Genomic DNA, 12,255 nt, shown 5'->3' on the forward strand with positions numbered 1-12,255 from the left:
CAAGGAGTGGTCGGACTTGCCCGAAGCACCCCGAACCGCGGTGGACAAGGCCCTGGACCTGGTCGAGGCCGTCTCGCGGTCCCCGCGTCCACCGCGCCTGACCGACCTGGCCGAGGAGGTCGGACTGCACCGCGCGACCGCCTACCGCGTCCTCCTCGATCTCGTACGCCGCGGATGGGTGCTGCGAGCCGGTGACCGCTATCTGCCCGGCACCGCGGTGCTCCAGATGTCGTCGTCCGCGGCCAGGAACTCGCTGTCCGCCATCGCCCGGCCGGTGCTCATCGAGCTGTCCGCGCGCACCGGCATGATGGCCAACCTCCAGGTCCTGGAGGACGACCGGTCGCGCGTGATCGATGCCGTGCGGCCCGAACGGCTCGCGATGATCACCGACCTGATGGGCGAGGGTCTGCCCGTCCACCGGTTCGCGGGCCCGCTCGCCCTGGTCGCCGCCCTCTCCACCGCCGCCCGCGCCCCCTACCTCCGCCCCGCCGAGGCGGCCGGACACCCGCTGGAGGGTCCCGACGGACTGCTGGCCGACATCGAACGCGCCGAACGCACCGGGTTCGCCGTCGAGCACGGCCGCAACGAACAGCCCGTCGCCTCGCTCGCCCGCGCCGTCTCCCCGACGTCCGGTTCGCCGGTCTGCGCGGTGACGGTCGTCGGTCTGGACGCCGAGTTCACCCCCTCCCGTCTCACGGAACTGCGCGAGCACCTGCGCGAGGCCACCGACACGCTGCGACGGCTCCTGACCGCCCCCGGCACAGCCGGAGGACCCTCCGACCCCGCGAACGGACCGGCATGAGTGACGTCCTCGTTCTCGACCGCGCCCAGACCCGCGCGGCACTCGACCCGCACCGGGTCATGGACGCCGTGGGACAGGCGCTGATCTCCGTCAGCCGGGGCGAGGCGTCCGCACCACCGCGCGTCGCCGCCCGCGCCCCCGGCGGACTGCTGGGCGTCATGCCCGGTTACGTCCCCGGGCTCGGGCTCGCCGCCAAGCTCGTCTCCGTGTTCGCGGACCCGGCGGGGGCCGGACGGAGCAGCCACCGTGGCATCGTCGCCCTCTTCGACCCCGAGGACGGCCGCCCGCTGGCGCTCCTCGACGCCGAGTCCCTCACCGAGATACGTACGGCGGCGGCAGCCACCCACAGTGCCCTCGCCCTGGCGGCGCCCCGCCCCGGCCGCGTCGCCGTCCTCGGTGCCGGGGCCCAGGCGCGGGCCCAGCTCAACCTGCTCGCGCTCCTCGATCCCACGACGCCCGTCGCCGTCGCCGGGCGGAACCCGGAACGTGTCCGCGCCGCCGCCGCTCTGCACCCCGCGGCCGAGCCGGCGCCGAGCGCCGAAGCGGCCGTACGAGATGCCAACGTGGTGTTCTGCTGCACCGGCGCCGACCGCCCGGTGATCCGCCGCGCCTGGCTCGCTCCCGGCACCCATGTCAGCTCGGTGGGCGGCTCCCACGGTCCCGAGGTGGACGCCGACACCGTCCGGGACGCCCTCCTCTTCACGGAGTGGCCCGGTGCCTACGCCTCCGCACCCCCGGCGGGCGCACACGAGTTGCAGGACCTGCCCGAGGGGAAGGTCGTCACTCTCCTCGGTTCCGTCCTTTCCGGCCTGCACCCCGGCCGCCGGGACGAGACCGGACTGACCCTGTTCAAGTCCACCGGCCACGCCGCCCTGGACGTGGCCGCGGCGCATGTCGCACACGCTGTCGCCGTGGGCGCGGGCTGGGGCACGGTCGTCGACCTGTGAGCTGCGCTCCGGCTGCCGACCCCCTGTCCCGCCTACCGACCCCCTGTCGGTAGGCGGGGAGCGGCGGTGGCGCGGAGCGGCGGTGCGGTGTCGGTCATGCGTCGAGGGCTGTCGGTCCGGTGTCGGTGGCTTGTCGGCGCGGGCTGAAACCTTGCTGGAGATCCCGCCGGGCGCACATCCGGCAGGCGTACGACAGGCAAGGAAGCACCATGACCACTCACGTCACGATCATCGGCGCCGGACTCGGCGGACTCACCCTGGCCCGCGTCCTGCACATCCACGGCATCCCGGCCACCGTCTACGAGGCGGAGGCGTCGGCGACGGCACGTTCGCAGGGCGGAATGCTCGACATCCACGACTACAACGGCCAGCTCGCCCTGGAGGCGGCCGGCCTGACCGACGAGTTCCGCAGCCTCATCCTGGAGGGCCGGGAGGCGATACGGGTCCTCGATCCGGACGGAACCGTCCTGTTCGAGAAGGCCGACGACGGCACCGGCGTACGCCCCGAGGTGCTGCGCGGCGAACTGCGGCAGATGCTGCTCGACTCGCTTCCGGCCGGCACCGTCCGGTGGGGGCACAAGGCCGGCGGCACCCGTGCCCTCGGCGAGGGGCGCCACGAGGTGACCTTCGCCGACGGCACCACCGTCGAAACGAACCTGCTGGTCGGCGCGGACGGCGCATGGTCCCGGGTCAGGCCGCTGCTCTCCGCCTCGGCACCCGAGTACATCGGCATGTCGTTCATCGAGACCTACCTGTTCGACAGCGACACCCGGCACCCGGCCGCCGCCAAAGCGGTCGGCGGCGGATCGCTGTTCGCGCTCACGCCGGGCAAGGGGATCCTCGCCCACCGGGAGAGCGGCGGCACCCTCCACACCTACGTGATGCTCACCAGGTCGCAGGAGTGGTTCGCGGGCATCGACTTCACCGATTCCGCCGCGACCGTCGCGCGGGTCTCCCAGGAGTTCGACGGCTGGGCGCCGGAGCTCACCGCCCTGATCACCGACGGTGAGACCGCACCGGTCCTGCGCCCCCTCAACGCCCTGCCCGTCGGGCACCGGTGGGACCGGGTGCCGGGGGTGACCCTGCTGGGCGACGCCGCCCACCTCTCCGTCCCGAACGGCGAAGGCGCCAACCTGGCCATGTACGACGGCTCGGAGCTCGGCAGGGCCCTCGCCGCCCACCCCGACGACGTCGAAGCCGCCCTCACCGAGTACGAGCAGGCCATGTTCACGCGCGGCGCCGAAGCCGCCGCCGACGGAACCCAGCTCCACGAACTCCTGTACGGCGACAAGACACCCCACAGCCTGATCGACATGTTCACCGAACCCGAGCCGACGCCGTGACCGCAGGGCGATCACCGCGCTGAGGGAAGTGGCGGGCACGGGCGGCCCTCGTACACCGTCAGGGCCCTCATGGGCTGTCCGGGCCGTCGTGGGCTGTCGGGCCCTCATGCAACGTGAGGGCTCATGACGCCATACGGGCACTCGTGACGTCGAACGTGCATACGTGTCCGCAGTTCGCGGGCATGCGCCAAGGCATGAACCAACCGAACGACGGTCCCGACCACGCCCATCGGCGTCCCCCGGGCGTCAGTGACGAGACCGTGGAAGCGCTCGGTGCTCTGTCCAAGGCGCTGGAGACCACCGAGCGGGCCCGGGGGCACCTGTACTCCTTCCACCAACTGACCGGAGGAGCCGACCTGGAGCTGGACCGCGCGGTCCGGCTCCTCCGCGAGGCGGGCCACACCGAGTACGCCGACCGCGTGGAGCGCGAGGTCCTGGGCCGCAACGTGATCCCCGGCCACTGGACGTTCCAGATCGTCGAGGCCTACGACGAGACCTACTACCAGCCGTTCAGAGACCTGGAGCGAAGCGCGCTGCGCGACCTCGTCGACGGACGCGACCATCTTTTCGAAGCCGAGATGAAGGAGGACCGGCGCACGACGGGCCACCGCGATCACACCGCCCGCCCCGACAGCCCGGACACTCCGTCCTAGCCCGGCCACGGCCCCTGTCCCGGCTCAGGGAGGTGTGCCGAGGAAGTCGGTGACTCCCTGGTACTCGCCCGTGGATGCCTGGCCCGTTGTCGCGTATTCGAGGAGCAGCAGGCCGGTCGGTGTCGCTTCGTGGTGGACGAGTCGGAGGCCGGACGGGGTGCCCGGGCCGGTCAGCAGTCGTCGGCCGGTCCGCAGCACCGTGGGCGCGACGACGAGACGGAGCGTGTCGATCAGGCCCGCCGCGAGCAGTGCCTCGCCCAGACGGGCGCTGCCGTGGATCTGGAGTTCCCGTCCCGGTCGCGTCTTCAGCTCGGCGACCGTCCGGACCGGGTCGCCCTTGAGCACGGTCGTGGGGTGCCAGGTCCCCTCGGCGAGGGTGTTCGACACGACGTACTTCGGCAGCGCGTTCATCCGCCCGGTGAACGGATCGGCCGGGTCGGTGATCTTCGGCCAGTCGCGGGCGAACGCCTCGTAGGTGCGGCGGCCGAGCAGCAGGCCGTCGGCGAGGTCGAGCCAGTCGGAGACCCGCTGGACGAACGCCCCGTCGATGTGGGGCACGAGCCAGCCGCCCCGGGTGAACCCGTCGCTGGTGTCCTCGTCCGGCGAGCCGGGACCCTGGCTGACCCCGTCGAGCGTGACGAACTCGGTGAGGGTGATCCTCATCGCGGGGCCATGCTCTCGGCGAGCGCGGCCAGCTGACCGGCGACCGTTCCCCAGCCCTCGGCGAAGCCGAGCTTGTCGTGACGAGCACGGGACTCCGGGTCCCCGTGCCGGACGAGCATCCGGTAGTCCGTGCCGTCCGGGTGGTCGAGCAGCGTGATGGTGGCGGTCATCGTGACCGGGGCGGGATTGGCCGGACGCCACGTGCTGTCGATCGCGTTGGTGAACACGATCCGATGGAGTTCGTCGACGGCGAGGAAACACGCGTCCAGGTGGGGGACGAACTCGCTGCCGTCCTCGCTCATCCGGGTCACGAACGCCCCGCCGGGCCGCGCTTCCAGACGGTCCACCCGACAGCGCATCGGGGCCGGCAGCCACCACTTCTCAAGCCGGGACGGGTCGGTCCAGGCGCTCCACACGGTCGCACGCGGGGCGCGGATGATCCGCTCCAGGCCGAGGTCGAGGTCGGGATTCACTGTCTGTTCTCCTCCGGGTCGGTGACGAACTGTTCGAGGCGGTCGGTGCGCTCCTCCCATATCCGGCGCTGCTCCGCGAGCCAGTCGTCGACGAGAGCGAGCCGCTCGCGGTTGAGCACACAGGTGCGCACCCGGCCCGACTTGACCGTGCGGATGAGCCCGTTCGCTTCGAGCGTCCGCACGTGCTTCATGAACGAGGGGAGGGTCATGGGGAACTCGCGGGCGAGTTCCCCGACGCTCGTTGAGCCGCGGCCGAGACGCCGGACCACGGCGCGCCGCGTCGGGTCGGCGAGGGCGACGAACACGCCATCCAGTTGCGCCGAATACTGTGCCATGCGGCTAAGTATTGCGAGCTGCGGCAGTCAGCGCAAGGGAACACAACACAGGGCTCAGGCGGCTTCGGCGGGACCTTCCGTCCGCGACTCGGCCGGTTCCTCGCTTTTGTTCAGCCCGCTCAGCTCGGCGGTGAACTGCGCACCGGCGAGCAGGGCGAGGTTGGAGAGCCACAGCCAGATGAGGAAGACCACCGCGCCCGCGAGGGAGCCGTAGAGCCTGCTGTAGGTGCCGAGTGCTGAGGCGTACAGGGCGAACCCGCCGGAGACGATGAGCCACAGGCCGGCTGCCAGGATGCCGCCGGGGACGCTGTGCTTCCGGCGGCGGGCCGGTACGGGTCCGGTGTGGAAGACGATGACGACGAGCAGCGCCACGAGGCACAGCAGGAGGGGCCAGCGCAGCAGGTCCCAGGTCCACGCGGCCATCGCGTCGAGGCCGAGGAGGTGGCCGGTGGTCTCGGCGATCGGCCCGGTCAGCAGCAGGAGGAGTGCGCTGACGAGCAGCAGCCCCAGGAGGGCGAGGGCGGTGAGCAGGATGCGCGGGGCCGTGTGCCAGGGCGACCGGTGGTCGGCCTTGTGGTGCATACGGTGCAGGGCGCGGCGGAAGACGGCGAGGTAGCTGGACGCGGACCACAGGGCACTCACGGTGCCGCCGGCCAGCAGCGTCCAGGCGGCGGAGCCGTCCTTCAACGTATGGGTCAGCACGTTGTGCAGCTGGGTGCCCGACTGGTCCGGGGCGTAGGCGGTGACGTGGGCGATGAAGTCCTCGGCGGTGCCCGGGCTGATCATGCTGAAGGCGATGACGGTGACGAACAGGGAGGGCAGGACGGCCAGGATCGCGTAGTAGGTGAGGGCGGCCGCGTAGTCGGAGACGTCGTCGCGCCACATCGACACCGGTGTGCGGCGCAGCGCGACCCCCCAGGCCGCGGGGGTCCGGCCGGCACGCCATACCGGCTTCAGCACGTGTGGCCCGCCGCCGGTGACGGCGGGCCGTGGCTCAGCGGACATGAGGCCTACCGTGCGAGCGTGCGGAGAAGTGGACGCGCGTCCGCACGGTGTACGGGGTGAGTGAGGTCTCCGTCCGGTCGGCCAGCTCTGCGAGGGCGGGCAGGACGGCGGCCGGGGCCACGTCGGGCCGGAGCCAGACGTGCAGCTGTACCTGCAGTTGCTTCTGCCGTGCGAGCACTCGGGTGCGGCAGCGGGTGACGCCGCCGATCCCGGCCGCGTGCCGGGTCACGGCGTCCTCCAGGGCCCGGGTCCGCAGGGTTCCGCCGGGTGTCGGCAGGGGCACCGACGGGCGGACCCCGCTGCGCAGCAGACGGAAGCACCACAGGGCGAACAGTGCGGTCGCCGCGATCGACACAGCCATGACGAAGGGCGTCCACCAGCCCGTCGTGCGCAGTTCGGCGAGTCCCGACCGGTCCACCAGTACGGTGCCGGGACCGGCGTCGGGCCACCAGGCCGGGAGGCGCGTGGCCCAGGACGCCCCGGTGAGGGCGAGCCAGACACCACCGAGGAGAAACACCAGGCCGACAACGGCGAGGGCGGTCCGGTTCAGGACCGTACGGGAACGTTGCATCAGGGGGTTGCTCCTTCGAGGGCCGTGTTGTCGGCACCGGCCGTGAGCGTACGCTGCGCTCCCCTGCCGTCCTTGACCGTCGTCCCTGGATCCCAGGTGGGCTCGGGCCTGACTCTGACGCGCAGTCGCGGTACGCGCCGCAGACTGCAGCCCTCCAGCACCCGGCGGGCCGCTTGCCGCGCTTCGTCGAGTGCGAGGGCACGGTCACCGAAGGCCAGGCCGGCCCGGACGGTGGCACGGCGGCGGCGCACCCGCACCTTCACGGCGCCGATCCCCTGCGTCTCTCCCACGGCTTCCCTCACCATCGCGGCGACCGCCGTACGATCCAGGGCCGCGCGCAGGTGCGGAGCGGGCGCGGTGACCGTGAGGAGTCCGCGATGTCCCGGGGCGAGGGCCAGGACGATCATCAGCAGGCCCAGCAGTGCGACCGCGCCGGAGCAGGCCATGACGGTCGGATCGCCCGGGCCGTGCTGCGAGAGCCATCGCAGCGCTTCGGTGCGCCAGGCCGCGGCCGGGCGGTCGGCGGTGTGCACCAGGATCAGGTCGACCGCCAGTGCGCCGCAGGTCACGGTGGCCGCCAGGGCGAGCACCAGGGCCGGCAGCCGCCGCCCGGACCACCACCGCAGGGGCGTCCGTGAGTCGGGGAGCTCCGGTGCGGGCGGGTCCACCGGAGGCTTGTCCAGCGACACGCTGCTCTCCCCGGCGGGTGCCGGGACCAGAGCGGTGACACCGACACGGGCTCTGGTGATGTCCAGGCCCGTCAGCTGACCTGTACGGGCGGTGACATGGTCCTGGAGTCGGCGCACCGACTCCGGGAGGGGAGCCGGGTAGGGCAGGGTGACGTCGACACTCACGTCCGCCCGGCGGCCGTGCACGCCAGCCGAGCCTTTCACGGCGCGGGCCTGGACTCCGGCGCCCGTCCCCGGGCCGGGCACGGCCTCGGTGGCCGCCCGTTCGGCGATCTTGCGGACCGCCTTGTCCGAGACGGTCGTGGTGCCGCGTCGGCCCGCGGTGGTCATCGACGGCTCCGCTCGAAGCCGTCGCGCAGATCCTGGACGCGTCCCCCGTGGTCGAACCAGTGGCCCGCGGCCCACCCCAGGCCGCCCAGTGCGGCCACGAGAAGGAACGCCCCGAAGCCTCCGAAGAAACCGGCGAAGGCCAGCGCCATCCCTGCGATCATTCCGACGAATGCTCTGGTCACGTCCATGTCCTGTCCTCTTTCACCAACCGGGCGCCCTCTGGTGTGTGGCAGCCGCTCACTCCACGCGGGAGTCCGTCGTCGGCGCCTCGCCGTCCTCCTCGGGCAGATGCACGTCATTGACCGTGACGTTCACCTCCACGACGTCCAGGCCGGTGACGCGCTCGACCGCGGAGATCACGTTCTCCCGCACGTCGCGCGCCACGTCCGTGATGGGGACGCCGTACTCCACGACCAGGTCGAGATCGATGGCCGTCTGCCGCTCGCCGACCTCGACCTTCACTCCGCGCCCGACGTTCGGCCGGCCGCCCGGCACCCGGTCGCGCACGGCGCCGATGGTGCGGGACAGGCCGCCGCCCATGTCGTACACCCCCGGGATCTCCCGGGCCGCGATGCCCGCGACCTTCACCACGACGACATCGGCGATCGACGTCCGCCCACGGTCCGCGGCCGGCTGGTCGGCCCCGGTGACACCGCCGGACAACGCCGTCGTCGACTGTGTCGTCTTGTTGCCCTGCGGGACCGATACGTCCTTCACGGTCGGTGCGGTCTGCGTGGTCATGGCTGTCCTTCTTCCTGTAGCCGGTCAGCTGCTCTCACTTCGATAGACCCGCCGCGGCCACGCCTGTGACGCGGATACCCGGAAAATCTCCGCTCAGCTGTCGAGACCCGCACCCGTACCGCGACCCGCAGCCGCCGGCCCCACCGACGTGTCGTACGGGAATCCCCAGCCGGACGCGAGCCATCCGCAGACGCCCGGGGAACGGATCACTGCGAGGACACTCCTGTCCCACGGGCCGCTGCACGAGATCGCGCGCAACAAAATGCGGCACACGCGTAACAAGAGACGGCGCCGACGTGTCCAACCTGCAGAACCGGACGAGAGGAGCCGCCCAGTGGCGGGGGCCCGCAAAGAGACCGCACCACCGGACATCGAGGGCGAGATCGACGACGCCCTGCTGACGGTCCGGGCCGCGGAAGGGGACGAGGACGCCTTCGCCGTTCTCGTACAGCGCCATGCCCCGGCACTCATCCGGCTGGCCACGCGCCTGCTCGGTGGGCGGGCGGAAGCGGAGGACGCCGTGCAGGACGCGTTCATCAACGCCTGGAGACGGCTGCCGGAGTTCCACAACCGGTCGTCCTTCGGCACATGGATATACCGGATCGTCACGAACCGCTGCCTGAACGTACTGCGCTCCCGCAAACCGGTGGCGCCGCTGGAGGCCGCGGGTGACCTAGCGGCGCCCGAGCACTCGGCCTCCCCGGCCAGGATCGCCGAGGCGCGCGGCGCGGTGAGTGCGCTGGGCGAAGCTCTGGACCTGCTGTCGGTCGAGCAGCGCGCCTGCTGGGTGCTGCGAGAATTGGACGGTCAGTCCTACGAATTCATCGCGGACGCGGTCGGTATCAGCCAGGAGGCTGTGCGCGCCCGTGTCTTCCGCGCACGACGCTGCCTGACACAAGCAATGGGGGCCTGGCGATGACCGCTCACACCGACCCGCCCAACCCGACCACCGGCAGCGTCAGCGACGACGAGCAACTGCCGTGCGGCAGACTGCTCTCCCGGGTCTGGGACGACTGGGAACAGCAGACCGACGCCCCGCACCGGCAGACCTGCCCGCACTGCAGGCAGGCCGTGCTCGATCTCGACGAGCTGGAGTCCGCGGTCCGCGACCTGCGTGACGAGACGGCGGACACCGCCGCCTACGACGCGACGACGCTGACACAGCGCGTCATGGACGTCGTGCGCCTCGAACTGCGTCCCGGCCGCCCCCTGTCCCTCGGCGAACCCGTCGAGGACCTGTGGATCATGGAAGCGGTCGCTGCCCGCACGCTGCGTGCGGCGGCCGAGACCGTGTCCGGTGTACGGGCCGGTTCCTGCCGCCTCCTTCCCCTCACCCTCCCGGTCACCGACACCGACACCGACACCGACGAAAGGCCGGTCTCCGACACCTTCGCAGGGCTGGTCGAGGTCCGCCTCGCCATTCACGCTCCGGCCGGTGTCTCGCTGCCGGAGCTCGCCGAAGAGGTTCGCGGACGGGTCCGGGAGGCGGCTGACCACCAGTTGGGCATGGCCATAGCGGCGGTGGACGTCCGTGTCACCGACCTGATCGACACGATCGACATCACGGGCGGCAACGCCGACAGCGCCGACAGCGCCGACAGCCAGGAAGGTCGTACCTGATGTCTCGCGACACCGCACGCACGGCAAGCACCGATCCCACCGCGCACACCGCACAACCGTCGTTGGCGGAGGAGATCGCCCGGGTCGTGGAGAGCGTGCCAGGGGTGGCTTTCCTGCGGCCCGGGGTGGCCGGGCGGCTGCGCTCCACCCTGGCCCGGCCGTCGCGGCAGCAGGGCAAGAGCGGGCCGTCGGCAGCCGGAGTCCGGCTGACCGGGCCGGACGGCACCGGGCGCCGGAACGTCGAGATACACCTTGTCGTGCTCAGGCAGGCGCGGGCATTGGATGTCGCCCGCGCCGCACGTCGTGGTGTGGAGCTTCATCTGGTCGAGAAGTTCCCTGCGGAGGCCGCACCGGCGCGGGTCACTGTGACGGTCACCGGTCAGGTTTGAGGCAGATCGGGTCTGGCGTCGGGCGGGTTTGAGGCCGATCGGGTCTGGCACCGGCAGGCCTGACGGCGGTCCGGTCGAGCACCGGGCAGGCCTGACGACGGTCCGGAGGCTCGTTGCCGAGACCTTGGGGGCTTGCTTGGTCATGCGGGGAGGCTCAGCAGGGCGAGCGGGGTGGAGGTCGGTTCCTCGGAGCCGCCCTCCGGCTCGACGGTGACCCCCATACCCGAAGCCCCGTCGACGGCGCCTCGCATCAAGACGGCCTGACTGGTGCGTGCGGGGTCCATCAGACCGGCGGAACGCATGGTGCCACCGTCATCGAACCACAGCTGGTAGACCTTGCCCCGAGGCGGCTCGGTCATCCCGGAAGCCATGAAGACTGCCCTGTCACGGCTGTCGGAGACGACGACGGTGCCGGTGGCGCCGCCGGCCAGTTTCACGGTGCGGCTCCTGGCGTCCGGGGCCGTGAGTACGGCCGCGATGCCGGTTGCTCCCCGGTCGGCCCGCCGCGCCTGCTCCAAGGCGTCCTCGGCACGTTCGTGCTGCCACACCGCGGTACCGCCGAGCGCGGCGGCCGCCGCGAGGCAAGCGGCCAGTGCCCAGCGCGACACCGGACGTCCGCGCCGCTTCGCACGTGCGCGGCGCGGCAGGGTCGGGCCGCCGGATGCCTCCTGCCTGACGGTGGTGATCTGCTGGAGTACGCGTTCCCGCACGACGGGGCGGGGCGTCACGGAGACGGCGAGTCCCAGACGCGCGGCAGTGGCGGACAGCTCGGCGGTCTCCTGCGCGCACGGCTCGCACTCCCTGAGGTGTCGCTCGAATGCCTCGCGCTCCTCGTCGGACAGGGCGTGCAGCGCGTAGGCACCGGTCAGTGTGTGCAGATCCGCGGTGCTCACGCGGTCACCCCCAGGCAGTCGCGCAGCCGTATGAGGCCGTCCCTCAGACGGGTCTTGACCGTTCCCAGCGGAAGAGCCAGGACTTCGGCCACCTCCCGGTAGGTCAGCCCCCGGTAGTACGCGAGATCGACGGACTGGCGCTGGATGTCGGTCAGGGTGCGCAGACAGCGGCGCACCTGCTCCCGCTCCAGCCGTGCCTCCACCTGCTCGGTCACCTCGTCGTACTCGGACTTGGGTTCCAGTCGGGCCGCCTTTTGGTCCCGGGCCACCGCGGCCTCCACCGAGCGCACACGGTCGACCGCCCTCTGGTGGGCCATCGTGAGAACCCAGTTGATCACCGTGCCACGGTCGGAACGAAAGCGCGGGGCGGTGCGCCACACCTCCACCAGCACCTCCTGGGCCACTTCCTCCGACTGGGCCCGGTCACGCAGGACCGCGCGGACCACGCCCAGGACCGGGCCCACCACAGCGTCGTACACGGAGGCGAACGCCTGCTCGTCACCCAGGGCCACACGCCCCATCAGCTCCTGCAGATCAGGTTCGGCCGAGTGGTGCCTGCCGATCTGGGCGACTTCGTTCACCGGGGCCCTCCCTCGCTAGGACATGTGTCGAAGGACATCCGTAAAGACATCTCCGGACGTAATCCGATGCCGGGGTCCCTGCGGATTGGTCCCGCCCATCCATGAAATCGCAGGTGAAGCCCGACGGCGCGGGCAGGCGGACGAGAGTGTGAACGGGCGCGTGTGTGAACGGGCGTCCCCTCGGCCTGCCGACCAAGCCGGCGGCCGGTCGGCAACGAAT

General features: G+C 71.7%; 17 protein-coding genes. 7 read left to right on the top strand and 10 right to left on the bottom strand.

The features are described 5' to 3' along the window. Positions 1-16: 16 nt before the first annotated feature. The 4 genes from OHS59_RS03210 (at position 17) to OHS59_RS03225 (ending at position 3,745) form a co-directional block, all read left to right on the top strand. Positions 17-802: an IclR family transcriptional regulator gene (locus OHS59_RS03210; protein ID WP_328491844.1), complete on the top strand. Its 786-nt coding sequence runs from the start codon at positions 17-19 to the stop codon at positions 800-802. After that, entirely contained in the window at positions 799-1,749 is a 951-nt protein-coding gene (locus OHS59_RS03215) for an ornithine cyclodeaminase family protein (RefSeq protein WP_328491845.1), read from the top strand. The genes OHS59_RS03210 and OHS59_RS03215 overlap by 4 nt, the downstream gene beginning before the upstream one ends. A 209-nt stretch (positions 1,750-1,958) precedes the next feature. Continuing rightward, positions 1,959-3,092, top strand: coding sequence for an FAD-dependent oxidoreductase (locus OHS59_RS03220; RefSeq protein ID WP_328491846.1), 1,134 nt, complete (start codon positions 1,959-1,961; stop codon positions 3,090-3,092). Positions 3,093-3,286: 194 nt separating this feature from the next. Further along, positions 3,287-3,745: a hypothetical protein gene (locus OHS59_RS03225; protein ID WP_328491847.1), complete on the top strand. Its 459-nt coding sequence runs from the start codon at positions 3,287-3,289 to the stop codon at positions 3,743-3,745. A gap of 24 nt (positions 3,746-3,769) precedes the next feature. On the opposite strand, the gene OHS59_RS03230 is transcribed toward OHS59_RS03225, so the two are convergent. From OHS59_RS03230 to OHS59_RS03265, 8 genes are read right to left on the bottom strand one after another with little or no spacing between them, the layout of a single operon-like run. After that, a complete protein-coding gene (locus OHS59_RS03230) occupies positions 3,770-4,408 on the bottom strand; it encodes a dihydrofolate reductase family protein (RefSeq protein ID WP_328491848.1) in 639 nt (212 codons plus the stop codon). Then, positions 4,405-4,881, bottom strand: coding sequence for an SRPBCC domain-containing protein (locus OHS59_RS03235; RefSeq protein WP_328491849.1), 477 nt, complete (start codon positions 4,879-4,881; stop codon positions 4,405-4,407). The genes OHS59_RS03230 and OHS59_RS03235 overlap by 4 nt, the downstream gene beginning before the upstream one ends. Next, positions 4,878-5,216 (bottom strand): ArsR/SmtB family transcription factor, encoded by a 339-nt coding sequence (locus OHS59_RS03240; RefSeq protein ID WP_328491850.1) that lies wholly within the window; start codon positions 5,214-5,216, stop codon positions 4,878-4,880. The genes OHS59_RS03235 and OHS59_RS03240 overlap by 4 nt, the downstream gene beginning before the upstream one ends. 54 nt (positions 5,217-5,270) lie before the next feature. Further along, on the bottom strand, positions 5,271-6,221 hold the full coding sequence (locus OHS59_RS03245) for a YihY/virulence factor BrkB family protein (protein ID WP_328491851.1): 951 nt from the start codon (positions 6,219-6,221) through the stop codon (positions 5,271-5,273). Further along, positions 6,211-6,792: a hypothetical protein gene (locus OHS59_RS03250; protein WP_328491852.1), complete on the bottom strand. Its 582-nt coding sequence runs from the start codon at positions 6,790-6,792 to the stop codon at positions 6,211-6,213. Before OHS59_RS03250 ends, OHS59_RS03245 begins: the two co-directional genes overlap by 11 nt. Continuing rightward, positions 6,792-7,811, bottom strand: coding sequence for a DUF6286 domain-containing Asp23/Gls24 family envelope stress response protein (locus OHS59_RS03255; protein ID WP_328491853.1), 1,020 nt, complete (start codon positions 7,809-7,811; stop codon positions 6,792-6,794). Before OHS59_RS03255 ends, OHS59_RS03250 begins: the two co-directional genes overlap by 1 nt. Continuing rightward, positions 7,808-7,999, bottom strand: a complete 192-nt coding sequence (locus OHS59_RS03260; protein WP_328499587.1) for a hypothetical protein — start codon at positions 7,997-7,999, stop codon at positions 7,808-7,810. The genes OHS59_RS03255 and OHS59_RS03260 overlap by 4 nt, the downstream gene beginning before the upstream one ends. Before the next feature lie 49 nt (positions 8,000-8,048). Continuing rightward, on the bottom strand, positions 8,049-8,552 hold the full coding sequence (locus tag OHS59_RS03265) for an Asp23/Gls24 family envelope stress response protein (RefSeq protein ID WP_328491854.1): 504 nt from the start codon (positions 8,550-8,552) through the stop codon (positions 8,049-8,051). A 334-nt stretch (positions 8,553-8,886) separates the two neighbouring features. Between OHS59_RS03265 and OHS59_RS03270 the strand changes: the two genes are divergently transcribed. Genes OHS59_RS03270 through OHS59_RS03280 form a run of 3 tightly spaced genes read left to right on the top strand, consistent with a single transcriptional unit; the run spans position 8,887 to position 10,561 of the window. Then, positions 8,887-9,471, top strand: coding sequence for an RNA polymerase sigma factor (locus tag OHS59_RS03270; RefSeq protein ID WP_328491855.1), 585 nt, complete (start codon positions 8,887-8,889; stop codon positions 9,469-9,471). Next, entirely contained in the window at positions 9,468-10,172 is a 705-nt protein-coding gene (locus OHS59_RS03275) for an Asp23/Gls24 family envelope stress response protein (RefSeq protein ID WP_328491856.1), read from the top strand. Before OHS59_RS03270 ends, OHS59_RS03275 begins: the two co-directional genes overlap by 4 nt. Then, on the top strand, positions 10,172-10,561 hold the full coding sequence (locus OHS59_RS03280; protein ID WP_328491857.1) for a hypothetical protein: 390 nt from the start codon (positions 10,172-10,174) through the stop codon (positions 10,559-10,561). Before OHS59_RS03275 ends, OHS59_RS03280 begins: the two co-directional genes overlap by 1 nt. 140 nt (positions 10,562-10,701) lie before the next feature. Here the strand turns inward: OHS59_RS03280 and OHS59_RS03285 are convergent, their stop codons facing one another. Together OHS59_RS03285 and sigK are read right to left on the bottom strand one after the other, a co-directional pair. Then, the gene (locus OHS59_RS03285; RefSeq protein WP_328491858.1) at positions 10,702-11,454 is read right to left on the bottom strand and encodes an anti-sigma factor; all 753 of its coding nucleotides are present in this window, start codon (positions 11,452-11,454) and stop codon (positions 10,702-10,704) included. Beyond that, positions 11,451-11,975 (bottom strand): ECF RNA polymerase sigma factor SigK, encoded by a 525-nt coding sequence (sigK, locus tag OHS59_RS03290; RefSeq protein ID WP_328499037.1) that lies wholly within the window; start codon positions 11,973-11,975, stop codon positions 11,451-11,453. The genes OHS59_RS03285 and sigK overlap by 4 nt, the downstream gene beginning before the upstream one ends. Positions 11,976-12,255 lie beyond the last annotated feature (280 nt).

The organism is Streptomyces sp. NBC_00414, from assembly GCF_036038375.1.
In the GTDB taxonomy this organism is placed as follows: domain Bacteria; phylum Actinomycetota; class Actinomycetes; order Streptomycetales; family Streptomycetaceae; genus Streptomyces.

Coding starts and splice junctions, on each gene's coding strand:
- OHS59_RS03220 (WP_328491846.1), top strand. CDS start 1,959: ATGACCACTCACGTCACGATCATCGGCGCCGGACTCGGCGGACTCACC.
- OHS59_RS03260 (WP_328499587.1), bottom strand. CDS start 7,999: ATGGACGTGACCAGAGCATTCGTCGGAATGATCGCAGGGATGGCGCTG.
- OHS59_RS03230 (WP_328491848.1), bottom strand. CDS start 4,408: ATGAGGATCACCCTCACCGAGTTCGTCACGCTCGACGGGGTCAGCCAG.
- OHS59_RS03250 (WP_328491852.1), bottom strand. CDS start 6,792: ATGCAACGTTCCCGTACGGTCCTGAACCGGACCGCCCTCGCCGTTGTC.
- OHS59_RS03245 (WP_328491851.1), bottom strand. CDS start 6,221: ATGTCCGCTGAGCCACGGCCCGCCGTCACCGGCGGCGGGCCACACGTG.
- OHS59_RS03225 (WP_328491847.1), top strand. CDS start 3,287: ATGAACCAACCGAACGACGGTCCCGACCACGCCCATCGGCGTCCCCCG.
- OHS59_RS03240 (WP_328491850.1), bottom strand. CDS start 5,216: ATGGCACAGTATTCGGCGCAACTGGATGGCGTGTTCGTCGCCCTCGCC.
- OHS59_RS03255 (WP_328491853.1), bottom strand. CDS start 7,811: ATGACCACCGCGGGCCGACGCGGCACCACGACCGTCTCGGACAAGGCG.
- OHS59_RS03265 (WP_328491854.1), bottom strand. CDS start 8,552: ATGACCACGCAGACCGCACCGACCGTGAAGGACGTATCGGTCCCGCAG.
- OHS59_RS03275 (WP_328491856.1), top strand. CDS start 9,468: ATGACCGCTCACACCGACCCGCCCAACCCGACCACCGGCAGCGTCAGC.
- OHS59_RS03280 (WP_328491857.1), top strand. CDS start 10,172: ATGTCTCGCGACACCGCACGCACGGCAAGCACCGATCCCACCGCGCAC.
- OHS59_RS03215 (WP_328491845.1), top strand. CDS start 799: ATGAGTGACGTCCTCGTTCTCGACCGCGCCCAGACCCGCGCGGCACTC.
- sigK (WP_328499037.1), bottom strand. CDS start 11,975: ATGGGGCGTGTGGCCCTGGGTGACGAGCAGGCGTTCGCCTCCGTGTAC.